This window comes from Bacillus sp. AFS041924, from assembly GCF_002577195.1.
Taxonomy (GTDB): Bacteria; Bacillota; Bacilli; order Bacillales; family Bacillaceae_G; genus Gottfriedia.
Window position 1 is genome coordinate 41,153 of sequence record NZ_NULG01000026.1, and the last position, 22,517, is coordinate 63,669.

The window sequence follows — 22,517 nt, forward strand, 5'->3', positions numbered from 1 at the left end:
AAAAATTTCATAAAACCCCTGCTTTCTAAAATTAATCAGTTAACTTTAGAATTCGCTAGATTAGTAGATACTCCTTTTAAGTATTTTGCTCCATTTAAAGCATCGTCTACCATACTAAATGTTTTTTTACGTTTCTTTTGGTTATAGTAAATTGCTCTTTTTCGAATTGGATCACCAGTATAATATCGTTCATATTGAAGTGCTCTTTGTCCAAATGCCTCTCCGCATAAATCCCAAGCAAGTTTGAATAACTGAACTCGGTCTAAGGATGATACACCTTCACGACCAACATAGTATTTATCCATTGCATCTCTTAACTCCGGATGTTCAAAGTCTGCTTCTGTTGGTGACATTAATAAGCCACCTGCACCGATCGTTTGAATGACTTCAATTGCTCTTGGATACATAGTTGGTAGCAGGCCACGGATCGTCTCAAGCGGCTCCCACGCCGGTCTTACTTCGCCTGAAGGTAGTGTTTCATATTCTATTTCTGACACTCGAAGTAATGCGCGAATTGTTTCAACCGATTGTAGCAATTCACCTAAGTCATTTTGTACATTTAAATAAACATCTACGCCAATTGAATCTGCTAGTTTACAAGCTACTTCCACTACAAATGCTAATTTTACGTAGCCTCGTACGCCTGACTGGTGTGCAGGTTGTTGTGCAATACCTGTTTTTGGATATAGATTATTTGCTGCTTCAACATTATTATGAATAAACACTCGATTCCAAGGAACCAACACATCTTCAAATACAAGTACAGCATCCATCTCTTCAAATCTAGAAGCTAGTGGATGATCAAAGAATGATCTTTTACCATCTTGCATTTGTTCTCTACATAAAATCTTTAATCCCGGAGTATCAATTGGAAGTGCAAATGCTAAAGCATATCGCTCATCACCTTGGTGGAATCCAGGGAATGAATAGATGATTACCTCATCTGTAATCGGTGCTAATGTTGCAAGCATTTTAGCCCCTCGAACAACTAACCCTTCAGCCGTTTCTTCTACAGCTCCTAAATGAGTAAAAAGATCTTTTTGTTCATACGATGGCTTGCTTCGATCATTTTGAGGATTAATAATTGCATGTGTTAAGAAGACATCATTATCACGAACAAATTTGAAATAATTTTGGACATTTTTTGACCACTCTGGATTATATTTATCTAAAAACCATGAATTACTAGCCATTGAAGTTAATACAATGTTCAAGAAATCTGGTGTTCTTCCCATTAAACCAAATGTCGACATTGCATATGCTTCGAACAATTCTCCACGCGCTTTAATATCTTCATATGATTTAGGCACTAAAAAAGCATTAGAAATTCGTTCCCCAGTTTCTTCACAAATATGTGTAATTTTTTCTTGATAAGCTGGGTCGAACTGCATATCATATAATTTTGCAATCTCTAAAATAGGTTGTTTAAAGACTGGGTGGTTTACGATATCTTCAACCTTTTCTCCACCTAACCATACCTCTGGTTTTCTAGATCTTAGCCCCTCAATATATTGCGCTCCTGTACGAATACCCATTTATTAATTCCTCCACTCCGATATGTAATTTTTTACCATTGGTTTTTAAATCGAATTCGGAAATTTTTTTAAAGCGCTTTCATAAAATTCAATTTCACTATCCTAAATTATTTGCACCACCTACTACTTTTTATTTACCTTAATTTCACTATAAAAAATTATAAAATTTAGAACAATCAAAAAATTTCATAATGTGAAATTTCTTATAAAAAAAATGATTAAATTCATCTTTATTTTTGGAAGCTATTCAAGTTGATCAGCATTTTTCTCTTTAGATTGTATAAAAAAAATAAGACATCATATTAGACGCCTTATCATTTAAAGTCTTTCCAAGAAATATTACTTTCGTTTAATAGCTCTTCGAATGATTTATTTTTCTCACGTAATCTTTTTTCTTTTCGAATACGAGCTTCTTCTTCCTCTTTTAGCTTTACTTCATTTTCTTGCAATTGTTTTTTGGTATTCTTTAGTTTTTGAAGAATGTCTTCATTCATTAATGATCCTAATGATATTTTTTCTTTCTGTTCGTATGCTGGTTTTACAGGCTGTTGTGGCTTTCTTTTTTTCATTTTCTATCACCTTCCATTTCCATTATTTTAACACGAATTTATAGTAGAAAGAGAAGTAATTCGTCTTTACTCATATTATTAAACTACTATTCACTATTCTTCAAATGCTAAAATTCATACTCTTTACGGTTAATTGGATTGAAAAGTGCTTCTTAACAATAATAGGATGCCGTAGCATCCTATTGTTCATTTTTAGATTAAATTAAAAATCTGCATTTCCTGGTGTACGAGGGAATGGTATTACATCACGGATGTTTTTCATTCCTGTTAAATACATAACAAGTCGTTCAAATCCAATTCCATAGCCAGAATGCTTTGTACCACCGTATTTTCTAAGCTCTAAATACCACCAGTAATCTTCTTCGTTCATACCAAGTTCTTTAATACGTTCTACAAGGACGTCTTCTCTTTCTTCACGTTGGCTTCCTCCGATTAACTCGCCAATACCAGGAACTAGTAAGTCTGTCGCAGCCACCGTCTTGCCATCCTCATTCGCTCTCATATAAAACGCCTTAATTTCTTTCGGATAGTCAGTTACGTAAACAGGACGCTTGTAGATTTCCTCACTTAGGTAACGTTCATGTTCAGTTTGTAAATCTGTTCCCCATTCAACAGGGTAGTCAAACTTTTTACCAGAGTTCTGTAATAATTCAACAGCTTCAGTATAAGTAACTCGACCAAATTCAGATTCTAACGCATTCTTTAATCGATCGATAAGTGTTTTATCAATAAAGCTATTAAAGAATTCCATTTCCTCAGGTGCTTGTTCAAATACGTAATTAATAACATACTTGACCATGTCTTCCCCAAGATCCATAATATCAGGCAGTTCTGCAAAGGCAACTTCCGGCTCAATCATCCAGAATTCTGCAGCATGTCGTGCAGTATTTGAATTTTCTGCTCTAAAAGTCGGACCAAATGTATACACATTACGGAATGCAAGTGCATACGCTTCCCCATTTAATTGGCCACTAACAGTTAAATTAGTCTCTTTACCGAAGAAATCTGCGCTTTCGTCCACTCTACCGTCTTCCGTTTTTGGAAGCTGGTTTAAATCCATTGTTGACACACGGAACATTTCTCCTGCGCCTTCAGTATCGCTTCCTGTAATGATTGGTGTATGTACATATACATATCCTTTTTCTTGGAAGAATTTATGAATAGCATATGATGCAAGAGATCTTACTCTGAAAACCGCTGAGTAAGCATTCGTTCTTGGACGTAAGTGAGCGATTGTTCTTAAATATTCAAGAGAATGTCTCTTTTTTTGTAAAGGAAAATCTACATCCGATAATCCCTCAACAATAATTTTTGTCGCTTTAATTTCAAAAGGCTGTTTCATTTCCGGAGTTGGAATAAACTCACCTTCTATTGTAACAGTAGAGCTAATTGGTAACTTTGTAATTTCTTTGAAGTTATCAAGATTGTCCTCAAATACGATTTGTACACTCTTAAAGAATGTACCGTCATTTAACTCCATAAAGCCAATCGTTTTAGAATCGCGAAGAGTACGAATCCATCCTGAAATTTGAACTGATTTATCTTTAAAATTTTCTTGATTTCTGTATAAATCTTTTACTACAGTCTTAATCATAATTAGCCTCCTTATATTAATTTTCCAATAAAAAAAGCCTTCTATCCCTATAAAAGGGACGAAAGACTAACTTCCGCGGTACCACCCAAATTGTCATAATATGACCAACTTTAAAGCTACTATTGCTTATTCCAGTTAATAACGTGCTGGTAACGTCTAAGCCTACTTAAGTTATCCCTTTCGGTTAGAACTCAAAGGTGTTCTTCATTCATGCTTCATCACCAGGCTTCCACCATCCCCGGCTCTCTATCGAATATAGCAAAAACTACTTTCCTTTTCATCGATTTAAATATGTAGTTTTTAAAGGAATTTTTCTTGTATAATTTATCATAAAACATAAACTCTTGTCTAGTTGTCCCCTAGAAATTTTAACATTTAGCGAAAATAAAACGATCGACCAGTTTAGTCGATCATTTTTTTCATCACTAACTATTAAAACTACCTAAGATCATAAAATCTACTAATGCTCCACTTACAGGATTTTCTGAGCCCAATACACTAATCCCTAACACTGTTACACCACTAATATTCGTTACATTAGCAGATACATATTTTCCAGAAACATTCTTTTCTCGCATTTGTACTCTCGGTCTTGCATTTATACTAACATTTGTTGAATAGACACTTGCCACTGCTTAGTCAATCTCTGTCAACAACGGATTACCTGTAGATAATCCATTGTCTGTAAAATAAAGTGTTGCTACACCATTTGGGTCCGACGTAGCTTGCCCATACACAATTCGCTTTACTTTTTTAGGCTGTGCTTCTCCCACTTTCAATACTTGAAATGCTGTTGGTGATAGCGAAAAAAATTCAATGCTCATAGCCATTCTCCTAGTAATAATTTAATATCTATTACAAAAACAAAATTGGCTCGGATTACATTCAATTAATGAAAGAAAAAATGAATGCATGTCCAATATATTGCTATTTTATGTACAGTTTTTTTGTTCGTTACTCTAACGTGGTATGATGACTCTTGTTTAAAACTCAAAAAAGAGTTTACTCAAGCAAACTCTTAAAAATGGTCATTTTTTTGTTTATTACTAACTCATGACCCCTTATGTTTTTGCTTTTTTTTTACTCATGGACCCCTCATGTGTTACTAATTCTCAGATTTCAACTCTTTTCCTTACTCATGAACCTTCATGAGTTAAAAAATCTCTTTTTTCCCCTGTTTCCTAACTCATGGCCCCCTCATGAGTTAGGAAAATGGTTGTAATCAAAAATCGACAAAGTTCAAACTTCAAACTAGTCATTCCAATATTTTCTTAATTTTATTGTCAAAATCCATTTACAAACTATTCTTTTTCTTATGATACACTTTACTAAAAAGGAGTGGTCTTATGGCAAGAGCTGAACAATTAATAAAGGATAAATTTGTTTGTTCGAAATGTAAACATACGAACGCTAAAATTAAAGAGGTATCAATGGCAGGTTCAGGTTTAAGTAAATTATTAGATATTGACTATAATCATTATTTATTTGTTTCTTGTTTAAATTGCGGTTTTGTTGAGGTTTATAATCCTTCAATTTTAGAAGGTAAAACCCGCGGTGAGTTGACAACTATTCTTGATATTCTTTTTGGGTAAGAGAGTGATGATGCTAATATGATAATAGTCTGGCTTGTTGTGGCTTTACTTTTTCTTATTTATTTTACTGGAGTTGGTTTTTATTTTACGCAGCAAGTTTTGTTTATGAAAACAAATTCGCTTGAGTTTATTTATCAACGCGAATTGGAAAATTTCCGATTTGATGAGGGCTTGTATCGCTCTGTTCAAAAACAACCTTTTTCTGTTCAATCTCGTTACGGCTATGAATTAAAGGGGTACTTATTCGAGGCTTTTGATACAAATAATTGGGTTATCATTACACATGGTGTAACGGTTAACAAAAATAACTCTATTAAATATGCTGAGTTATTTTTAAAGCTTGGTTTTAATGTTCTTACTTATGATCATAGACGACATGGTGAGTCAGGTGGTCATACAACTAGCTATGGATTTTACGAGAAATATGACTTACAAACAATTGTTCACTATTTAAAAGATTTAAAAGGTGATATTGTTCTTGGTATTCATGGGGAGTCAATGGGCGCTTGTACGATGCTACAATACGCTGGGTTGGTTGAGGATTCTGCAGCTTTTTATATTTCTGACTGTGCATTCTCTACATTTAAGGAGCAGCTTACATATCGTTTAAAAATGGATTATAATCTTCCAAAATGGGTAATTCTTCCAGTTTCTAGCATTTGGTTAAAGCTTCGGAATGGATTTTTCATTAAAGATATTTCTCCGATACTAGCAACACATAATATAAAAAAACCTGTATTATTTGTTCATAGTAAACTAGACCCTTATATTCCTTATACACATACACTCAAATTATTTGATGCGAAAATTCAAGATAAAAGAGAATTATTCATTGCAAAAAAAGGTGCACATGCAATGAGTTTAAATGAAAATAGAGATGAATATTATTCAATTGTTTCATCTTTTTTAAATAATATTGGTATTGAACATAATTCATTATAAAAAGGACAGAATTTCCTCTCTGTCCTTTTTATTTTATAGAATTTATTAAAGTGCTGCCTCTAGGATTTTCAATGCAGCTTCTTGATCTAATTTTTTAAAGTAACCAAATGGACCATATTTAACGGTTTTGGCTGCCATTTCAGGTAGTTGCTCTTTTGTTATACCGTACTCACTTAAACAGCTTGGTGCACCGATTGAGCTCCAGAAAGTACGTAAAGCTTTAATACCCGCCAATGCCCACTCTTCTTTTGACATTGAATCTTGTTTAATATCAAAAACTCTTTCTGCAAACTGACAGAAGCGATCAACATTTTCGTTCATTACATATTCCATCCAATGAGGGAAAATAATTGCTAATCCTCCACCGTGAGGAATATCTGTTACTGCAGATACTGCATGCTCAATATTATGTGTTGACCAATCACCTTGAACACCCATACTTAAAATTCCATTTAGTGCCATCGTTCCACTATATAATAGTGTTTCACGTGCTTCATAATTATCTAATGTTTCAACTGCTATCGGAGCAGTTTCAATAACAGTTTTTAAAATTCCTTCGCAGAAGCGATCTTGAATTTTTGTATTCGTTCCATGATGAAAATATGACTCAATAACATGTGACATAATATCCACGGATCCATAAACTGTTTGATCACGAGGAACTGTGAATGTATTTTGAGGATCTAAAATTGAAAATGTAGGGTAACTAAATTTACTTCCCCAGCCTAATTTTTCTTTTGTTTCCCAATTTGTAATAACTGACCCTGCGTTCATTTCTGAACCAGTTGCTGCAAGCGTTAATACTGTTCCAAATTTTAAAGCATCATTAGGGACTGCTTTACGTGTAATAACATCCCAAATCTCGCCATCAAATTTCGCACCAACAGCAATAGCTTTTGTACAGTCGATTACAGACCCACCACCAATAGCTAAAATAAAGTCAATTTTTTCGTCTTTACAAATTTGAATACCTTTATGAACCGTTGATAGTCTTGGATTTGGTTCAACTCCACTTAGTTCATATATCGTTTTGTCTGCTTCTTTAAGAATACCTACAATTTGATCGTATAAGCCATTTCTCTTAACACTTCCACCACCATATACAAGTAAAACATTCTTTCCAAAGCTAGTCGATTTTTCTTTTAACTTTTGTACACTATCCTTACCAAATATTAATTCTGTTGGATTTGCAAATGTAAAAAAATTCATATGTATCCCTCCTTTTGCTCAAGGTTAATTTTAACTTAAACAGTCGAAAGGATGCATCTTAAACGACTTTTGTTTCGAATATTTTTTCATTTATTGGGAAAACTAAGTAATCGTATGAATGGTTCATTATAAATCTTACTTTCTCATATTTAAAGCCAACTTTTTCATATAAACGACGAACAGATGGTTTGTCTTGATCGACATTTAATGAAACTCGGTCAATTCCCTTGTTTTTGGCAAAAGAAATGAGACCTTCTAATAATTCAGTTCCAATTCCTTTGCCTTGATAATTTGGATCTACTGACAGTGTATCAATATAAAAGTCCTCATCATCTGCTTCTTTGTCAACTTTAACATTTTGGATATTTAAATTACGACTTATGACTTCAAGCATTTCACGATCTAACACTGATAATTCTGAGGAATGATAAGCTATGATAATTCCTACGATTTGTCCTTCTATTTCTTTAACTAAACAATTATGGTAACTTAGTCGATTTTGTTCGGATTGAACATAGTATTCTAAAATTGGCGTTGCTTGTTCAAATGACGTTGTCCCGGTTAACATAAATACAATATCTTCAATTGCTTGTACAATTAGAGGGACAATTTGGTTTGCATCTTCTTTTTTGGCTAATCGAATCATGATTGTCACTCCTTAATGTGATTTATTTAATTATTTTTTAGTATTCTAAAAAACAACTTTATCATTTTATACCATATTCATGTAGATATCATGTTAAAAGTTAATATTATATTAAAATACCCCTTTTAATTTAATGTTAATGTAATATATAATAAATTTAAATGTGTAGGAGGAAATGAATATGTCTGATGTTCAAATTAAGGTTTTAGATAATGGTCCTTTACGTGTCACTGGTACTGTTGATCTAGTTGATGCTGAAGGGAACTCATACCCGCAAAAAGCAGCTTTCTCATTATGTCGATGCGGTTTGTCAAGTAAATTACCATATTGTGACGGTACTCATAAAGGAAGATTCGAATCTGTTGTCCGAGTTCCTAAAGAATCAGAATAATATTATTTTTCTGACGCCGATTATTGATCCATCTAAATAATCGGCTTTCTTATGCACTCATACCTTACGTACATTTGAATCTATCTTTCATTTAACCAAACTAACCACATTTACATTTAAAGGATCGCACTTTTAAGGGGGAAGCGTCATGAAAAAGGCAGTAGCAGCAATCGTTTTATCCGCAGCATTAGTTGCACCTGGTGTAACCGCATACGCAGCACCAGATACAAATGAATTAAAAACTTATTTAGTGAGTATCGATTTGACTCAAAAGCAATTAGAGGATTATTTACAATCTTACTACGGTGAATCGATCTCTGATTTCGATTCAGTTGATGAGTTGAAGGATACTTTAGGTGAAAGACTTACGCAAAAAACGTTAGACGATCTTCTTGATGAATACGGTTATACTGAAGATGAAATCATTGATCTAGCAGTCTACTATGATGATATGGACGAAAATGCATCATTATTAGACACGTACTACTTTACTTCTGATATTGAAAATTTAATTTATTTAGATGAAGATGAGTCTGGTAGTTTAGAAGACGAATTCCCTTCTACGGAAGATCTTTCTGATGTTTTTTCGGAGTTTGGAATTACTGAGGCAGAAATTAATAATCTATCTTCATACTTAGAAAAAGTTGTGAATGATGATCCTGCTATCGAAGCAAAATTAGAAGCTTTAGCTGACCGAGCTACTGCTTTAGAAGAAAATTATCCTGAATTTTTCTCAATGGATACTGAGGCTGCTCCAGAAGAATTACCTGATGCATTAAAAGTAGAACTAATGAATATCGTAAAAGAGCTTCAATCTACTTTAAAAATAGATATTAAAATTGCAATTGAACAAAATGGCGTTAAAACACCTTTAACTTTTGCTAAATTACTTACTATGGATGATTCTATGGAATCGATGGAAAATGTAAAAGTATATTTAGAGATTTACGATAACGCTGGTAATCTATTATTAGACGCTGTATTTTCACCAGATGAGCTTTTAGGCGATGACAAAGTAGTCGATATTGTTAAAGATACTGCAAAAGCAATTAAACAACCAACAAAGTCAACTGTTACAGTTAGAACAGAAAATGGTGGAAAACTTCCAAATACTGCTACTCATACAACTGAATGGACAATGCTTGGCATGATCATGATGTTAGCTGCTGTTGTTTTACGTAAAAAGGTAATTGCTAAACGATAAGCTATGAAACGAAAATTTCTTCTTATTTTTGCAGCACTCCTTTTTATTGTCGGGTTATTTTTTGCTTCAACGAATGCTTTTTCTATGCTTAAAACCTATGTACTGTATAAACAGTCAAAGGATGATTTCAAAAAAGAAATCAATAAAGAAACTGCGACTAATCTGAAGCAAATTAAAAAAAATGAACCACTTTATAAGACTTATCCTAAATTTGGCGAAGAAATGGGTACATTAACAATTCCTAGAATTGAATCGACTTTACCAATCTTCCACGGGACAGATGAGGACGAGCTTGCAAAGGGAATCGGTCATTACGCTAAATCTGTGATGCCAGGTGAAAGAGATAATAGTGTCCTTGCCGGTCATCGAGATACTGTATTTCGTCATCTTGGCGAAGTAAAAATTGGCGATTTGTTAATTGTAAAAACATCTGCTGGTACTTTTACTTACAAAGTTCACAAAATTCGTATTGTCGATAAAGATGATCGCACTGTTATTATTCCAAAACCAAGACCGACTTTAACGGTAAGCACGTGTTATCCATTTAATTTTATTGGACATGCACCACAACGTTATATACTTGTCGCTAGTTTAGCTAAATCTGAAGTGAATAAATAAATAATAAAAAAATGCTCGCTATTAATAGTGAGCATTTTTTATTATTAGTAGTCTTATATATTTTTAATTTTCTAGTACAGACCAAAATTTTTCATTATTTAAATTACGTACGCTCCATTGATAGTGTCCATCACTGCAATTTTCTGAAAAGAAATTAGCTGAATAAATGCTATAAAAAAGAATATATAAATGGATTGTACCTCTATTTTTTTCACCCAATTTATTTACTACTTTATTTAAATACTTATTTAATTTTATTTCTCCTAATTCATCATATAAATCAAATAGAATCCAACTTAATGCTACATCAAATAATGGATCTCCATATAATGTCATTAATCCGAAATCAATTACACCATTGATACGCCCTTCTTTATTTACTAATAGATTTGATGGATAATAATCCCCATGAACTAACGCATATTTCCCTTCGTATTTAACTGAAAACGCTTCTAGTAATCGGTTTAGCTTTACTTCATAATCTAATACATCTTTTTTCAAATAGCTTTGTACTTCTATATTCTTTTTAAGTAACGACTGTTTTATAAAATCAAACCAATCCTTTGATTCTATTTCATAGTCACTTAATAATTTGATCCCATCAAAACGATTTTCTAATTTAATCGTTTGAATACTTAATATTGTAGATAAATAGTTTTCAAAAAAAGAATCCAATTCTACATCATCATATTTTGATAAATCCTTTTGAATATTTCTACCTTCAATTCGTTTTTCAATTGTTAAAACTACTTCTTTCTCTTTTATGATATCGTGAATTTTTGGCAATTCAAAGTCTACGTCACTAGAATCCATTGATTCATAAAATTGCTTTAATATGTTTAGCTTTGGGTATGCTGTAGCTTTATATAATTTTAAAACTCTTCCATGATCATAAGAGTAAACTTCTGCTTCTTGTCCCTTTCCTAAAAAATCCGCTTCGCTTTTATTGTATTTTTTCAAAATGTAAGCCTTAACATTTTGTTCTATCATCTTTTGATCCCCATTTTCCCCTTATTTTTATATGTATCCTTTCTCAATCCTATTTCTATAAATTCTTACTTCCTCAAAATTAGCCTACAATTTCTCAAACTTCAATAAAAAAACGGCCTTCATTTTTATTTTTTCTAAAATAGTACCGAATCATAAAAAATAAAGATTCCTACTCTTCTTTTGATACCCATGAGCCTTGTGCTTTTCGAATATAGATAATTTGCCCTATATGATATGTTATATGGGTGCATAGATTAGATAAAGCGCCCCACCAGGCTGCATCGACTGGAAAGTTTGGAATTTGTTCATAAAGCTTTGACTCATCCATTTCTTTTATAGCTTGCTGCCAATTCGCTAAATTTTCATCTAGCCGCTCAACAAGGTCCCGCCAGCCTTCCTGCGTTAAATTTTCCATACTTCGAAAAGTTGAAGCATTACTTTCGATCACTTCAGTTGGTGTTTCCCCTTTAAATCTTCTCAACCACCTTTGATTATAGAAGTATAGATGATAGACGATTTCACCAATCGTATGAGTAGAATCATTTTGTCTCCAACTAATATCCTCTAATCGTAAATTTTCAAGTGCTACACTTAATGGTTGGATCCAACTTCCAACATTCCGACAGACTTCCAATTGATCTAGTATAAATTCTTTTTTACCCATATATCATTCTCCCTTTTTCTTTTTTATCTTTACAATTATGTACTTTCGTGACTATTACTAATTTCCCCTTTATTACACTATGATTTTAACGCATTAAAAATGCACTCCTTTTAAAAGGCAGTGCATTCTTGTAACGGTATAGAACAACCTTTTGAAGCGCAACTTGTATTAATGAACTCTGAATAGGTTAATTGTTGCTCCAGCGCCTTGTAAAAGCGTAACAGCTCCCACAAAATCAAACAGTTGAAGTGAAATTGTATCTCCAGCTTCTAATGGTAAGATCATTTGACTAGCAAAGATCGATCTATTCACTTCATGTGCAATTGTGGATGCATTTATAGGTCTACCATTTATTAGTATTCTTGTAGATAAATCTAATAGTGCATTTAAATTCACTGAGTAATCAATAAAATAATTTCCTGGTTCCTCAACAGCTAGTCGATCATTTGCTTGATTAATTGTAATTCCTTCACCTAAATATTGAAATGATGGAAAAGTTACATTTGTACCTTCACTTACTACATTAACAGTTCCTCCACTATTTGTAACAAATGCAAAGCTTTCCCCAGGAGGTATTGGTGGAAAATGATGTCTATGTGGTCTTGGATGTCTCATACTATCACCTTTCTTATTATTCGACTTAACCCCTCTTAGAAGTAACATATTAAAGGCTTGTCTTTATTGTAATATAGTTTATTAATATGAAAGTTTTTCCTTTTCGTTACAGCATGTCCACTAGTTTTTTAACTTTTTTTAATTTAATAGAACAAAAAACTTAGTCATCATTGGACTAAGTTCTTTTAAACATAAAATAGTATGAAAGCCTAAGACCTTTCTAGTACATTAGCAATCCGATTTAATATCTCATTTTGCTTTTTTAATTCCTCATTTCGATCTTTAAATAATTTATAAAAGAAGTAGATAATCGCTATAATACCTGCAGGAATTGCAATGTAAAAAAGTATAATAACAAGCGGGAATATACCTAAGAATGCATCCATTTTACTTTCCACACCCTTTATAGTTTTTATTTAGATTATGTTTACTCGCCTAATCTTTATGTCTACAATCTAGGAGGTGTTTATAAATTAATTCCACCTGGTTTACTGTGTTTTTTGTTAAATTACTGCCCCTTTTAAAGAAATTGTTGGAGATTTCTACTAATCTGAACTTCATTTCAAATATGTTCTATCCCCCTACCTTGAATGGGTAAAAATAGTTTATGAACCAAATTCATTGTTTTATGCACTAAAAAACTACTTTATGAACAAAGTTCACAGCTTTATCAATAAAGTACACAAAGTGTTCGTATTGCTTGCCATAAATAAAAAGGGAGTCTCAAAAGTACTTTGACTTTTGAACTCCCTCTTTGAATTAGTTTTGTTTCTTTTTTTGTTTTTGATCTAAAAAATGATAGATTGCATGTGCTACGCCTGCTTCTTCATTTGTTTTTGTAACAAATGAACAGTGGCTTTTTAGCTCATCCTTTGCATTTCCCATTGCTACTGGAAATCCTACTCGATTGAACATAGAAACATCATTAAAACTATCACCAATTGCCATACTCTCTTTTAACTCTACTCCAAGAATTGGTGCAAGCTTTAATAATGCTGCTCCTTTACTTACATTCGCCGCATTAATTTCAACATTATTTGAACCTGACGAAGTAATTAGTAGCTCCTCTTCTTGCATTAATTTTAGTCGGATACGGTTAATAGCCTCTTCGTTATTGGAAAGAAATAATATTTTATATACATCAAGATCATTAAAATCTTCAATTGAAGCGTAATTTCGAATCTTTCTTAAAGTAGCAGTAACTTTGTATGCCTTGCCAGTTTTCTTATCAGTAAAAAATTCATCATATAATGTATCTCGACATTTTGTAAATGATCCTTCACTAGTACTAATAATAAATGTTTTATTTTCGGCTTCACATATACTTAAGGCTTTTGCAAAAATGTTTTTATCCATTGAATCGTTTTGCAAAATTTTCGCTTCATAATCATAGATTTGAGAGCCATTTAAACAAACGATCGGACAAGTTAGTCCAGCTTCATCTAATACTTCCTTCGCACTTTCGTACATTCTACCTGTAGAAATGACAACATGGATTCCTTCCTTTTGCGCTGCCCGGATGCTTTCAATGTTTTCTATTGGTATCCCATTTTTACCATTTACCAGTGTACCATCCATATCAATTGCAATTAATGCCATGTCGTTCTCTCCTTTTCTACTATTCTATTATAATCTGAATGCTAAGTATTCACTAATTCTACTAAAATCTTCTTATTACAATTTAACTATTTACTAATTTATGTTTTCATTCTTTATTATTATAACGCAAAAAAAGACCTTCTGCATGTCAGAAGGTCTTAGACTGACCGCCAAACGCTCGCTTTCTTCNNAGACAAGCGCTTGCAATCAGCCTGAGAATCTAATTTTTGACCTACGCTTTCTAAAGATTAATAGATCCTACAACTCAATCTCAATAATCTCTTTACCAACCAAACGTGCACCCTGCTTTGCTACGACAATTCCACCTGTAGAAGTAAAAACATTATTTGCTACAATTTTATCCATTACTTGATTGATTAGTGTTGGATTAACTGGCATTGTTGGATTGTCGACTGTTAGCGTAACAACCTTTTCATTTGCATTTAAAAATTTAAGTTCTAATGTTTGGATCATGTCACTTTCCTCCTTTTTTATAGACTGTTTAAAAGTAGTCCGTTGCTTAATACTTCTAGTTCTACTAACGGTAGGTCTTGCAGTGAGGCTAAAGCATTTCCTACTTCGCTTAGCTTCACTAAATCAACATCCACGCGGACATTTTTATATGCCTTTCTCTTGATGATGATTTTTCCTTGTGCGTCTTTTCCTGCATGTAAATTTACATACAATGTTAGTTGTTGAGTAGCAATTTGAGCCATTTTCAACTCCCCCTTTCGATGTATATATACAGGAAAGGGAGGGATTTTTCGTTAACGGTATATTATTTTTTTCAATTTAATTTTTATGTGCCAACTTTGACGTCCACAATATCACTTAATAATAGCTCCATATATCCAGCTTGTTCTTCATAAATTGATAGTCTATTTTGGTGTAAATTGATTTTTCCTATTTTTCCTTTTACATTATGATGATAGTGATCTTTATAATAAGTAATTTGCACACTTTCATCCTCGTGAATTGCCTGCTGAAGATGACGGTTCATTTCCTCTAATAATTGTTCATCTACATCCTTTTGTTGTTCGTAGTTTTGTGATACTTTCCAGTCACGAAGCATTTTTACATGTTCCGGTAACATCATTGAGGTCCATTTAATCGTGCCACGGTCACGAATCATCGGCATTCTTCTCCTTTTCTTTCGTTTTGTTTGGGCAAGAGCTAGTAGCTTTCACTTCTAAGAGAAAAGCAAGGTAGAGCACTTTAAGAACCAACTTTTTAGCCTTTATGTCCTCCTACTAGCTTACTTCGAGCAAGTGCCGTTCCTCCTTCTGCGTAAGAAACAGCCCAAAGGAGCGCGGTTGATCCATATTTTTTTCGGACTGCATCCATAACATATCCTAATTTACGCTTTTGAGGTTTTTTCTGATCAAATAAATTTAATTGCATAATCTCATCACTTACAATATTCGAAAGGGAAATGAGAATTTGCCGAACTGTCTTCCCTTCATAATATCGATCAAAAAGTTTTGTACATATTTCATACAAATCTGAAGTAATATTTGTAGGTTCATCCATTGTAAACGCATGAGAAAATCCCCCACCGAACTCTTCACGACTATATCCAATTCCTAATGTAATCGTTCGTCCTGCTTTTTTAGCGTTACGAGTTCGGCGCGCAACCTCTTCGCACATTTCACGAATAACGAATTTAATTTCGTCTACTTTTGTATAATCTCTCATTAATATTTGGCTTTTACCAAAACTAATTTGTCCGTTCATAATTGGCGCACCTAGCTCAGACAAATCCACTCCCCACGCATGATGATATAGTTGATTACCCATTACTCCGAATTTCTTTTCAAGCAAATGAAGAGGATATTTCGCCAGCTGTCCTACCGTAAAAATCCCCATTGCATTTAAAGTTCGCTCAGTTCTTTTACCGATTCCCCACATTTCGCTAAGAGGACTCACCTGCCATAGTTTTTTTTCTACATCTTCATAAGTCCATTCCGCTATCCCAGCTTTTTTCCCTTCTAAATCTAAGCAGAGCTTTGACAAAAGCATGTTCGGACCAATCCCAATTGCACAAGGTAATTGGAATCGTGCCATAATTTCAGCACGTATTTTTTCGGCGACCTTCCATGCATCCCCCCATAATTTTTTTACTCCATCCACCTTTAAAAAACATTCATCAACACTGTATACATGTAAATCCTCTAAAGGTACAAATTCATTTAATAACTTTACGATATTTGTTGAGATTTCTAGGTATTTTGACATTGAAGGATTTACAATTTTAATCCTCGGATCTTTTGGTATTTCAAAAACCCTTGATCCTGTTTTAATCCCAAAGTCCTTTTTTAATTGAGGAGAAGCCGCAAGCACGATACTTCCTTCTCTTTCAACATCTCCAACAACAGCTAGATAACATTCTAATGGATTCAATTCAAGCATGACCGCAGAACAACTTGCATAAAAGCTCTTCATATCGATGCATAATATCCGATGATGTGGTAACTCTTCATAACAAATGCTCATACATATCACTCCGATTTCCCAAAAAATAACAGAACTAATGTTCTTATTTTTATTATAAACATATATTAAACGAATATACGTTCGATTTCAATAAAATTTTTCGCTAGGAACAATACAAAATTTTGGATATACTTAAAGTAGCTTAAGGGAGGAAAGACACAGTGAATGGACAGTTTGTAAAACAGATGATTAAACGCGCACTAATACAATATAGAGGAGAACACGAACAGCGGATTACAGTTGAGATGCTAAATGAACTGTACAATCAAATCATTACCGAACAATTAAAAGATGACCGCGAATTACATGAATTAGTACAAGATATTGTTTACGAATATGTAACGAATTATGCCAAGTAAACGAAAAACCCGAGAAGAACAAAAGTTCACTCTCGGGCTTTATGAATAGGTAAATGCTATTTCACTAGTAATGCCTTCATCTTCATCAAAACCAATTATGATTTCCATCGAATAAGAAGAAAATCGATGAATCTCGTCTAAGTAAAAACCAATTGCGTCAGATATTTGTTGCTCGAAATAGACTAGATTCCGATGATTAGCTGATACATCACAGCTTACGCCATCATCTTCATTAAATTGAAATTCAATTTGTACACTTTCCGGTCGAATCCCTTCCAAATCAGCCACATATACACAAATCGCATTAGCAACATCTTGTTCATCAAAAAAGATTTTCACAAATCACCTCACAAGGTTAATATCGGTTTCTACGAAAGATTCTCTTAATAAACCAAATAATAGCTACTATTACTAAAATATCTAATAGCAAGCCGAAAAATGAGAAACCAAAATGCTGACCGCCATAATAGCCGCCGAACGGGTTTAGCATTGAGCCAAACAGAGAACCTAACCCAAAAGCACCTGCATAACCTAGAAAATTCCTTCCAGAACTTCTATTAGAACGATAACTCGATCTAGGTGCTGTCGGCCTGTAACTTCTATTTGAACGATACGATCTCCTAGCTGCAAGATTAGTTGTTGATTCTTTAAAAACAAATGATTTCGTATTCACCTTAGCCTGTTGATGATTATAATTACTACTTGCTTCTACTGGGAACGACATAGCTAGCATAACAAACAAAATCCACATGGATATTAGAGATTTTATTCTTTTCAATATTGACCCTTCTTTCATCATCACATCTTTCTTATTATGGTTATTATCAATAAAAAAATGCGATAATTAAGAAGTCCTATAACCACTTAATGCTTTGTTTTGTAAATAACTGATCTGCTAAAAGATGAGAAAAATAACCGACTGTACCAGCTAACCACAAACCATTGATCATTAAATCTTTTTGCAGCAAATAACAAATGCCACTCCAAATCGCTAAAAAATAGAGAGAATGCGTTGGTCCACGATGTTTTAATCTCGATGAAACAGCAACAAATAATCCAAACCCAATGATTGACCAGTGACCATAAAAGAAAAACCAACCTATAACTGCAATTAGTATGCCGGTTAACATCAAAATTGTTTTTAAATTCCTTAACCAGCTGACACAAATAATAAATAATATGAGAATACCAACTGCATAAATCCATGATCCGGAATAAATTAACTTCCCTGTTTTCACAACAATAAATAATGTAACTGCTAAAAATAATAAACTAAAAAGAACTTTTAGCGGCATTGAAACCTTTTTTGTTAATGAACCATTATGATGATCTAAATCAGGAGCTAAACTACTAATTGCCCCAACAATAAGTGGAACGCTCATAGAATCATTCTTTGTCGCATACATTGTGACACCAGTTGCAAATAATCCTACGATTACATGACTTTTTCCATCCAAAATACTTACCTTCCTTATCTTACATACTCATACTTTAATTATAGTCGGAGAAGGTTCGTTTTCATATGAATATATTAACAAAAGTTGGAAATTAAAAGTCCTTATATTCATTGACGATTGTTCTTTTTTCTGACAAAATATAGGAAGCTCAATATAATAAAAAAAACTCGTCATTTAGCGAGCCTTTTAGGCGGAGAAGACGTAGTTGCACTTACACTTTACTCTTAGAAATGGCGACACATCGAGTTCTCAACGCCGCTGCCAATTTTTGTTTTTAAAGTGTATATAAAATACTTTCACAGTTTGCTTTGGGGGAAATTATGCAAGAAAAAGAAATGAGTGTTATTGACCATTTAGATGAGCTTCGAAATCGAATCATAAAAGTAATTGTTGCATTCGTTATTTTTTTAGGAATTGGATTATACTATACGAAGGCTATATTTAATTTCCTTGTTCAAGATTTGGATGGAAAACTTCTAGCCCTAGGTCCAAGTGATGTCCTTTGGATTTATCTAATGATTAGTGGGGTGTTCGCGATAACGTGTAGTATACCTGTGATTGCTTACCAAATATGGGCGTTTGTGAAACCGGCCTTGCACGTAAAAGAACGAAAATCAACAATGCTCTACATACCAGCTTTATTCATATTGTTCATTTGTGGATTAGCATTTGGATATTATTTCATCTTTCCAAACGTGTTAAAATTTTTACAGGAAATCGGAGAAGACTTAGTAACTGTTACTTTTACAGCTGAACGCTATTTTAGCTTCTTATTTAACCTAGTTGTTCCTTTTGCATTTTTCTTTGATTTACCAGTCATTATACTATTTTTAACGAGTATCGGAATTGTATCACCAGCATTTTTAAGAAAATCTCGACGATTCGCCTATTTTATCCTTATTATTATCGGAACATCAATCTCGCCGCCTGATTTTGTATCTGATATGATGACAAGCTTACCATTATTAGTTATATATGAACTAAGTATTCTTGTTTCATCAATTGCATATCGAAGACGTATTAAACACTTACAGCATGAATCAGAATAAACGATAAAAACACTACAAAAAAATGGACAGCAATTAGTATGCTTGTCCATTTTTTTGACTATTCCTCATAGTAAAATATGTGATGAATACAACGTAACAACTAAACCTGAAAAACTATAAATCAACGATGCTTTAATGGCAATTTTACTTTGCAAATCTTTATGTAAATCGTTTAATTCTAATCCAGCAACACGTAACCACTGATATCGCTGTAACGGAGTATAACTTTCTTTTTTAGCAGTTTTCCAATATAGGTAGATCGTCGTAACGAATCCTACAAAAATAGCAATATTACTAGCCGATGAATCTGAGAGAACACTAACAAGGAACGTCAATATTACTTGTACAATTAAAATAGCAAAAACGTAAATGAACTTCTTCATGTTAATCCTCCTTATTTAAGCTTATCTAAATTATAACAAAGATGCATTTTTCAGAATAGTGAAAATTTTGTAGAAAACATAGGACGTTAGAACTAAAAAATAGCGGAAATGTCCAGAGAAGGACGAAAGGAATCGGAATAACGTTCAAAAGCTTCTATTCCCTTCTTCCTATTTTAGTTCGTACGTTCGTCATTATACTCGTATTTCACGAACTTTCGTTCTATAATAAAAATATAGAAAAAAAAGATTCCCGCTTAGATGGAAACCTTTTAAGTTAATTAATTTTTAGTAGAGTTGATATCTTCTTCCGTTTTCGGTACGATGATGATCGTTTCCCCTTTTTTAGAGAACATGTATTCACCACGTGCATAATTTGCAATGAAATCCGGATCGTTTAATAATCTAATTTTTCTGTTTAAGTCTTTTTCAATTATAGCCAACTTTTTTTGTTCGTCATGTAATGTTGAAAGTTGCTGATGCTTTGCCGAAACTATTTGATTTTGACTAAACAAATAAATTCCAGATGCGATCATTAAAGACAAATATAAAATTGTCAAAATGATCCTATGGATTCGTATTGTTTTTCTTTTTTGAGTCTGCGGAAATTGATTACGAGAAGGCTTATTTACTTCTTCTCTTTGTGGATTATATAATTTTCGCGCTTCTGCCTTCACGTTAAAAACCTCCCTTTAAAAATATTATTCTACTCTAGTTTAACAAGTAATATCTTTTTAGAAAAGAAAAAAAAGGTAAAACAAGTAAAAATTTGACTATTTTGCACAGATTTATGCTTTTTTTGTCGAGTTCTAGCTTGTATTTACTCTTTAAAAGATCTTTCATTAATAATTTTTATATTTTTTGAATATTTTAAATTTTTTTAACAAAAGTGCTTGACGAATATTTCCACATCATGTATATTAAATATAAATTAACTGAATATTTAAACAGTTAAATTTTAGTAATCATGTTATACACATCCCCCCAATCCCTATCACCCAATTAGATAGGGATCTTTTTATGCCCAAAATCGTAAAGCCAACAAATTACCATTTTAGGGAAAGTTGGATTATAATACTTTTTAAAGGAGGTTGAGGAAGAAATGCAAAAATTAGAAATTGGTGCTGCACAAGATGCACTTCAAAATTATATAAATCAAACAGTCTATTTACATTTAGAAACTACAAACGGCGCATATGCTAATCACTTTAATGAAAAAGTAATGACAGTAAATGCCTTTATCAGAAATACGAAAGTAGTAATTAGCCGAGCTACAATCACAGGTAAACACCCGTACAGAGTCGGATTAAAGCTTGAAGAGGGTTGGGTTGTGGCAGAAGGATTAACTGATTTTGAAATAGATGACCAAGGTCGCCTCCTATTAGCAGGACATAACGAGGATGGAAAGCTTGCAATTGCAATACATTTAAGCCATACACCATTTTAAGAGAGGAGCACTAAAAATGAATCAGAAACAAGAAAAAGTATTACTTGTGTTCCCTCACCCTGATGATGAAGCTTTTGGGGCTGCTGGAACGATTTCAAAATTTACAAACAAAGGAATTCCAGTTACATACGCTTGTTTAACTTTAGGAGAAATGGGCCGTAATATGGGAAATCCATTTTTCGCAACAAGAGAATCACTTCCTACAATACGTAAAAACGAATTAATGGACGCTTGTAGAGAAATGGGCATCCAAGATTTAAGAATGCTAGGTTTCCATGACAAAACAATTGAATTCGAAGATCCTGAGGAAGTAATCGCGCCGATTAAAGAAATTATCGACGAAATTCAGCCGACATTATTAATTACTTTTTATCCAGAACACGGTGTCCACCCAGACCATGATGCAACTGCAAGAGCAGCTGTTGAAGCGGTTCGTCGTATGGATAAAGATAATCGTCCTACTGTATGGTGTATTGCGATTACAAAAGAACGCTTTGAAGTTTTAGGTAAACCAGATATCGTAAATGATGTAATGGATGTTGCAACCCAAAAACTAAGAACGATGAAAGCACACCGCTCTCAAACAGAATCAATGCTAAAAGACGTCGTAAAAATCGAAAAATTTGAAGATATACCAGATGATCGATTAAAATCATTTTTTGCGAAGGAATCGTTCTATACGTATCATTTTGAATAAGAAGGTAGATAAACTATTCTGGAGGCTAATGAAATGTTGAAAATGAAGTATTTAATTTTATATGTTTCAAATCTAGAACGATCTCTTACTTTCTATACGGAATCTTTAGGTCTTCCTATTCGAGGAAATCACGGTACGTACGTAGAATTAGATACTGGTCATACTGTACTAGCAATGATTGAACGTGACAATGTTCAAGAGCTTACAGGTTTAACCTATAAAAGCACTGAAACCACTTCTCAAACCTTTGAAATCGGTTTTGTAACTGCTGATGTGCACGCTACAATAGAAGACTTACGAAAGAAAGATGTAACGATTATCAAAGAACCAATTACAAAACCATGGGGTCAAACAGTAGCATATGTAGCTGATCCAGATGGTCATTATATTGAAATATGTAGTTCAATGGACTAGTAAATAAAAATCCATCTCTAAATAAAGAGATGGATTTTTCATGCTGTTGAAAA

At 33.2% G+C, this 22,517-nt stretch carries 31 protein-coding genes and 1 other annotated feature; of the genes, 10 read left to right on the forward strand and 21 right to left on the reverse strand.

Annotated elements, in window-relative coordinates:
• Positions 1 to 35: 35 nt before the first annotated feature.
• The 5 genes from COC46_RS10010 to COC46_RS22685 form a co-directional block, all read right to left on the reverse strand.
• Positions 36 to 1,535, reverse strand: a complete 1,500-nt coding sequence (locus COC46_RS10010; RefSeq protein WP_098809567.1) for a 4-hydroxyphenylacetate 3-hydroxylase family protein — start codon at positions 1,533 to 1,535, stop codon at positions 36 to 38.
• 314 nt (positions 1,536 to 1,849) lie between these two features.
• A complete protein-coding gene (locus tag COC46_RS10015; RefSeq protein WP_098809568.1) occupies positions 1,850 to 2,104 on the reverse strand; it encodes a YqkE family protein in 255 nt (84 codons plus the stop codon).
• Between the two features lie 202 nt (positions 2,105 to 2,306).
• Positions 2,307 to 3,698, reverse strand: a complete 1,392-nt coding sequence (gene asnS, locus COC46_RS10020; protein ID WP_098809569.1) for an asparagine--tRNA ligase — start codon at positions 3,696 to 3,698, stop codon at positions 2,307 to 2,309.
• A gap of 51 nt (positions 3,699 to 3,749) precedes the next feature.
• Positions 3,750 to 3,988: a binding site (T-box leader), on the reverse strand.
• A 135-nt stretch (positions 3,989 to 4,123) separates the two neighbouring features.
• Positions 4,124 to 4,330, reverse strand: coding sequence for a hypothetical protein (locus tag COC46_RS22680; RefSeq protein WP_255294866.1), 207 nt, complete (start codon positions 4,328 to 4,330; stop codon positions 4,124 to 4,126).
• Between the two features lie 3 nt (positions 4,331 to 4,333).
• The gene (locus COC46_RS22685) at positions 4,334 to 4,522 is read right to left on the reverse strand and encodes a hypothetical protein (protein WP_255294867.1); all 189 of its coding nucleotides are present in this window, start codon (positions 4,520 to 4,522) and stop codon (positions 4,334 to 4,336) included.
• 522 nt (positions 4,523 to 5,044) lie between these two features.
• Here COC46_RS22685 and COC46_RS10030 point away from each other — a divergent pair.
• A complete protein-coding gene (locus COC46_RS10030; protein WP_098809570.1) occupies positions 5,045 to 5,290 on the forward strand; it encodes a zinc ribbon domain-containing protein in 246 nt (81 codons plus the stop codon).
• Positions 5,291 to 5,308: 18 nt separating this feature from the next.
• Entirely contained in the window at positions 5,309 to 6,232 is a 924-nt protein-coding gene (locus COC46_RS10035) for an alpha/beta hydrolase (RefSeq protein ID WP_098809571.1), read from the forward strand.
• 45 nt (positions 6,233 to 6,277) lie between these two features.
• Here COC46_RS10035 and COC46_RS10040 read toward each other — a convergent pair whose 3' ends face one another.
• Positions 6,278 to 7,441 (reverse strand): iron-containing alcohol dehydrogenase, encoded by a 1,164-nt coding sequence (locus COC46_RS10040; protein WP_098809572.1) that lies wholly within the window; start codon positions 7,439 to 7,441, stop codon positions 6,278 to 6,280.
• A gap of 58 nt (positions 7,442 to 7,499) precedes the next feature.
• Positions 7,500 to 8,087, reverse strand: coding sequence for a GNAT family N-acetyltransferase (locus COC46_RS10045; RefSeq protein ID WP_098809573.1), 588 nt, complete (start codon positions 8,085 to 8,087; stop codon positions 7,500 to 7,502).
• A 181-nt stretch (positions 8,088 to 8,268) separates the two neighbouring features.
• Between COC46_RS10045 and COC46_RS10050 the strand changes: the two genes are divergently transcribed.
• The 3 genes from COC46_RS10050 to COC46_RS10060 all read left to right on the forward strand — a co-directional run bounded on the left by COC46_RS10050 (position 8,269) and on the right by COC46_RS10060 (position 10,300).
• The gene (locus COC46_RS10050; protein WP_098809574.1) at positions 8,269 to 8,478 is read left to right on the forward strand and encodes a CDGSH iron-sulfur domain-containing protein; all 210 of its coding nucleotides are present in this window, start codon (positions 8,269 to 8,271) and stop codon (positions 8,476 to 8,478) included.
• 148 nt (positions 8,479 to 8,626) lie between these two features.
• Positions 8,627 to 9,682 carry a processed acidic surface protein gene (locus COC46_RS10055; RefSeq protein ID WP_098809575.1) on the forward strand — a complete coding sequence of 352 codons (1,056 nt, stop codon included), beginning with the start codon at positions 8,627 to 8,629 and terminating at the stop codon, positions 9,680 to 9,682.
• A 3-nt stretch (positions 9,683 to 9,685) separates the two neighbouring features.
• A complete protein-coding gene (locus COC46_RS10060; RefSeq protein ID WP_098809576.1) occupies positions 9,686 to 10,300 on the forward strand; it encodes a class D sortase in 615 nt (204 codons plus the stop codon).
• A 63-nt stretch (positions 10,301 to 10,363) separates the two neighbouring features.
• Here the strand turns inward: COC46_RS10060 and COC46_RS10065 are convergent, their stop codons facing one another.
• The 9 genes from COC46_RS10065 to COC46_RS10100 form a co-directional block, all read right to left on the reverse strand.
• The gene (locus COC46_RS10065) at positions 10,364 to 11,290 is read right to left on the reverse strand and encodes an aminoglycoside phosphotransferase family protein (protein ID WP_098809577.1); all 927 of its coding nucleotides are present in this window, start codon (positions 11,288 to 11,290) and stop codon (positions 10,364 to 10,366) included.
• A 169-nt stretch (positions 11,291 to 11,459) separates the two neighbouring features.
• A complete protein-coding gene (locus COC46_RS10070; protein WP_098809578.1) occupies positions 11,460 to 11,954 on the reverse strand; it encodes a DinB family protein in 495 nt (164 codons plus the stop codon).
• A gap of 168 nt (positions 11,955 to 12,122) precedes the next feature.
• Positions 12,123 to 12,569: a BclA C-terminal domain-containing protein gene (locus COC46_RS10075; RefSeq protein ID WP_098809579.1), complete on the reverse strand. Its 447-nt coding sequence runs from the start codon at positions 12,567 to 12,569 to the stop codon at positions 12,123 to 12,125.
• Between the two features lie 209 nt (positions 12,570 to 12,778).
• The gene (locus COC46_RS22160; RefSeq protein ID WP_176545118.1) at positions 12,779 to 12,955 is read right to left on the reverse strand and encodes a hypothetical protein; all 177 of its coding nucleotides are present in this window, start codon (positions 12,953 to 12,955) and stop codon (positions 12,779 to 12,781) included.
• A 373-nt stretch (positions 12,956 to 13,328) separates the two neighbouring features.
• Positions 13,329 to 14,168: a Cof-type HAD-IIB family hydrolase gene (locus COC46_RS10080; protein ID WP_098809580.1), complete on the reverse strand. Its 840-nt coding sequence runs from the start codon at positions 14,166 to 14,168 to the stop codon at positions 13,329 to 13,331.
• 258 nt (positions 14,169 to 14,426) lie between these two features.
• The gene (locus tag COC46_RS10085; RefSeq protein ID WP_098809581.1) at positions 14,427 to 14,642 is read right to left on the reverse strand and encodes a DUF2922 domain-containing protein; all 216 of its coding nucleotides are present in this window, start codon (positions 14,640 to 14,642) and stop codon (positions 14,427 to 14,429) included.
• 17 nt (positions 14,643 to 14,659) lie between these two features.
• A complete protein-coding gene (locus COC46_RS10090) occupies positions 14,660 to 14,884 on the reverse strand; it encodes a DUF1659 domain-containing protein (protein WP_098809582.1) in 225 nt (74 codons plus the stop codon).
• 83 nt (positions 14,885 to 14,967) lie between these two features.
• Positions 14,968 to 15,300, reverse strand: a complete 333-nt coding sequence (locus COC46_RS10095) for a YolD-like family protein (RefSeq protein WP_098809583.1) — start codon at positions 15,298 to 15,300, stop codon at positions 14,968 to 14,970.
• 98 nt (positions 15,301 to 15,398) lie between these two features.
• Positions 15,399 to 16,661 carry a Y-family DNA polymerase gene (locus COC46_RS10100; RefSeq protein ID WP_098809584.1) on the reverse strand — a complete coding sequence of 421 codons (1,263 nt, stop codon included), beginning with the start codon at positions 16,659 to 16,661 and terminating at the stop codon, positions 15,399 to 15,401.
• Positions 16,662 to 16,822: 161 nt separating this feature from the next.
• On the opposite strand from COC46_RS10100, the gene COC46_RS10105 reads away from it, so the two are divergent.
• Positions 16,823 to 17,020 carry a YqzH family protein gene (locus COC46_RS10105; protein WP_098809585.1) on the forward strand — a complete coding sequence of 66 codons (198 nt, stop codon included), beginning with the start codon at positions 16,823 to 16,825 and terminating at the stop codon, positions 17,018 to 17,020.
• A gap of 39 nt (positions 17,021 to 17,059) precedes the next feature.
• On the opposite strand, the gene COC46_RS10110 is transcribed toward COC46_RS10105, so the two are convergent.
• The 3 genes from COC46_RS10110 to COC46_RS10120 all read right to left on the reverse strand — a co-directional run bounded on the left by COC46_RS10110 (position 17,060) and on the right by COC46_RS10120 (position 18,477).
• Positions 17,060 to 17,359, reverse strand: coding sequence for a DUF2653 family protein (locus tag COC46_RS10110; RefSeq protein WP_098809586.1), 300 nt, complete (start codon positions 17,357 to 17,359; stop codon positions 17,060 to 17,062).
• A 16-nt stretch (positions 17,360 to 17,375) separates the two neighbouring features.
• Complete coding sequence (locus tag COC46_RS10115; RefSeq protein ID WP_098809587.1) at positions 17,376 to 17,798, reverse strand: hypothetical protein; 423 nt, start codon at positions 17,796 to 17,798, stop codon at positions 17,376 to 17,378.
• Between the two features lie 76 nt (positions 17,799 to 17,874).
• Entirely contained in the window at positions 17,875 to 18,477 is a 603-nt protein-coding gene (locus COC46_RS10120) for a metal-dependent hydrolase (RefSeq protein ID WP_176545119.1), read from the reverse strand.
• 320 nt (positions 18,478 to 18,797) lie between these two features.
• Between COC46_RS10120 and tatC the strand changes: the two genes are divergently transcribed.
• Entirely contained in the window at positions 18,798 to 19,526 is a 729-nt protein-coding gene (gene tatC / locus COC46_RS10125) for a twin-arginine translocase subunit TatC (RefSeq protein WP_098809589.1), read from the forward strand.
• A gap of 65 nt (positions 19,527 to 19,591) precedes the next feature.
• Here tatC and COC46_RS10130 read toward each other — a convergent pair whose 3' ends face one another.
• Together COC46_RS10130 and COC46_RS10135 are read right to left on the reverse strand one after the other, a co-directional pair.
• Positions 19,592 to 19,909: a hypothetical protein gene (locus COC46_RS10130; protein ID WP_098809590.1), complete on the reverse strand. Its 318-nt coding sequence runs from the start codon at positions 19,907 to 19,909 to the stop codon at positions 19,592 to 19,594.
• Between the two features lie 278 nt (positions 19,910 to 20,187).
• Positions 20,188 to 20,583, reverse strand: a complete 396-nt coding sequence (locus COC46_RS10135) for an FtsB family cell division protein (RefSeq protein ID WP_098809591.1) — start codon at positions 20,581 to 20,583, stop codon at positions 20,188 to 20,190.
• Between the two features lie 425 nt (positions 20,584 to 21,008).
• On the opposite strand from COC46_RS10135, the gene COC46_RS10140 reads away from it, so the two are divergent.
• From COC46_RS10140 to COC46_RS10150, 3 genes are read left to right on the forward strand one after another with little or no spacing between them, the layout of a single operon-like run.
• Positions 21,009 to 21,353, forward strand: a complete 345-nt coding sequence (locus tag COC46_RS10140) for a YojF family protein (RefSeq protein WP_098809592.1) — start codon at positions 21,009 to 21,011, stop codon at positions 21,351 to 21,353.
• 16 nt (positions 21,354 to 21,369) lie between these two features.
• The gene (gene bshB2 / locus COC46_RS10145) at positions 21,370 to 22,050 is read left to right on the forward strand and encodes a bacillithiol biosynthesis deacetylase BshB2 (protein WP_098809593.1); all 681 of its coding nucleotides are present in this window, start codon (positions 21,370 to 21,372) and stop codon (positions 22,048 to 22,050) included.
• Positions 22,051 to 22,083: 33 nt separating this feature from the next.
• Positions 22,084 to 22,464, forward strand: a complete 381-nt coding sequence (locus tag COC46_RS10150) for a VOC family protein (protein WP_255294868.1) — start codon at positions 22,084 to 22,086, stop codon at positions 22,462 to 22,464.
• Positions 22,465 to 22,517 lie beyond the last annotated feature (53 nt).

Excerpts from the sequence above, each read along its gene's own strand:
- COC46_RS10060 (WP_098809576.1), top strand. The coding sequence starts at position 9,686 with ATGAAACGAAAATTTCTTCTTATTTTTGCAGCACTCCTTTTTATTGTC.
- COC46_RS10100 (WP_098809584.1), bottom strand. The coding sequence starts at position 16,661 with ATGAGCATTTGTTATGAAGAGTTACCACATCATCGGATATTATGCATC.
- COC46_RS10085 (WP_098809581.1), bottom strand. The coding sequence starts at position 14,642 with ATGATCCAAACATTAGAACTTAAATTTTTAAATGCAAATGAAAAGGTT.
- COC46_RS10070 (WP_098809578.1), bottom strand. The coding sequence starts at position 11,954 with ATGGGTAAAAAAGAATTTATACTAGATCAATTGGAAGTCTGTCGGAAT.
- COC46_RS10010 (WP_098809567.1), bottom strand. The coding sequence starts at position 1,535 with ATGGGTATTCGTACAGGAGCGCAATATATTGAGGGGCTAAGATCTAGA.
- COC46_RS10130 (WP_098809590.1), bottom strand. The coding sequence starts at position 19,909 with ATGAAGAAGTTCATTTACGTTTTTGCTATTTTAATTGTACAAGTAATA.
- COC46_RS10015 (WP_098809568.1), bottom strand. The coding sequence starts at position 2,104 with ATGAAAAAAAGAAAGCCACAACAGCCTGTAAAACCAGCATACGAACAG.
- COC46_RS10090 (WP_098809582.1), bottom strand. The coding sequence starts at position 14,884 with ATGGCTCAAATTGCTACTCAACAACTAACATTGTATGTAAATTTACAT.
- COC46_RS10140 (WP_098809592.1), top strand. The coding sequence starts at position 21,009 with ATGCAAAAATTAGAAATTGGTGCTGCACAAGATGCACTTCAAAATTAT.
- COC46_RS10095 (WP_098809583.1), bottom strand. The coding sequence starts at position 15,300 with ATGATTCGTGACCGTGGCACGATTAAATGGACCTCAATGATGTTACCG.
- asnS (WP_098809569.1), bottom strand. The coding sequence starts at position 3,698 with ATGATTAAGACTGTAGTAAAAGATTTATACAGAAATCAAGAAAATTTT.
- bshB2 (WP_098809593.1), top strand. The coding sequence starts at position 21,370 with ATGAATCAGAAACAAGAAAAAGTATTACTTGTGTTCCCTCACCCTGAT.
- COC46_RS22685 (WP_255294867.1), bottom strand. The coding sequence starts at position 4,522 with ATGAGCATTGAATTTTTTTCGCTATCACCAACAGCATTTCAAGTATTG.
- COC46_RS10030 (WP_098809570.1), top strand. The coding sequence starts at position 5,045 with ATGGCAAGAGCTGAACAATTAATAAAGGATAAATTTGTTTGTTCGAAA.
- COC46_RS10055 (WP_098809575.1), top strand. The coding sequence starts at position 8,627 with ATGAAAAAGGCAGTAGCAGCAATCGTTTTATCCGCAGCATTAGTTGCA.
- COC46_RS10075 (WP_098809579.1), bottom strand. The coding sequence starts at position 12,569 with ATGAGACATCCAAGACCACATAGACATCATTTTCCACCAATACCTCCT.
- COC46_RS22160 (WP_176545118.1), bottom strand. The coding sequence starts at position 12,955 with ATGGATGCATTCTTAGGTATATTCCCGCTTGTTATTATACTTTTTTAC.
- COC46_RS10080 (WP_098809580.1), bottom strand. The coding sequence starts at position 14,168 with ATGGCATTAATTGCAATTGATATGGATGGTACACTGGTAAATGGTAAA.
- COC46_RS10040 (WP_098809572.1), bottom strand. The coding sequence starts at position 7,441 with ATGAATTTTTTTACATTTGCAAATCCAACAGAATTAATATTTGGTAAG.
- tatC (WP_098809589.1), top strand. The coding sequence starts at position 18,798 with ATGCAAGAAAAAGAAATGAGTGTTATTGACCATTTAGATGAGCTTCGA.
- COC46_RS10050 (WP_098809574.1), top strand. The coding sequence starts at position 8,269 with ATGTCTGATGTTCAAATTAAGGTTTTAGATAATGGTCCTTTACGTGTC.
- COC46_RS10150 (WP_255294868.1), top strand. The coding sequence starts at position 22,084 with ATGTTGAAAATGAAGTATTTAATTTTATATGTTTCAAATCTAGAACGA.
- COC46_RS10065 (WP_098809577.1), bottom strand. The coding sequence starts at position 11,290 with ATGATAGAACAAAATGTTAAGGCTTACATTTTGAAAAAATACAATAAA.
- COC46_RS10045 (WP_098809573.1), bottom strand. The coding sequence starts at position 8,087 with ATGATTCGATTAGCCAAAAAAGAAGATGCAAACCAAATTGTCCCTCTA.
- COC46_RS10035 (WP_098809571.1), top strand. The coding sequence starts at position 5,309 with ATGATAATAGTCTGGCTTGTTGTGGCTTTACTTTTTCTTATTTATTTT.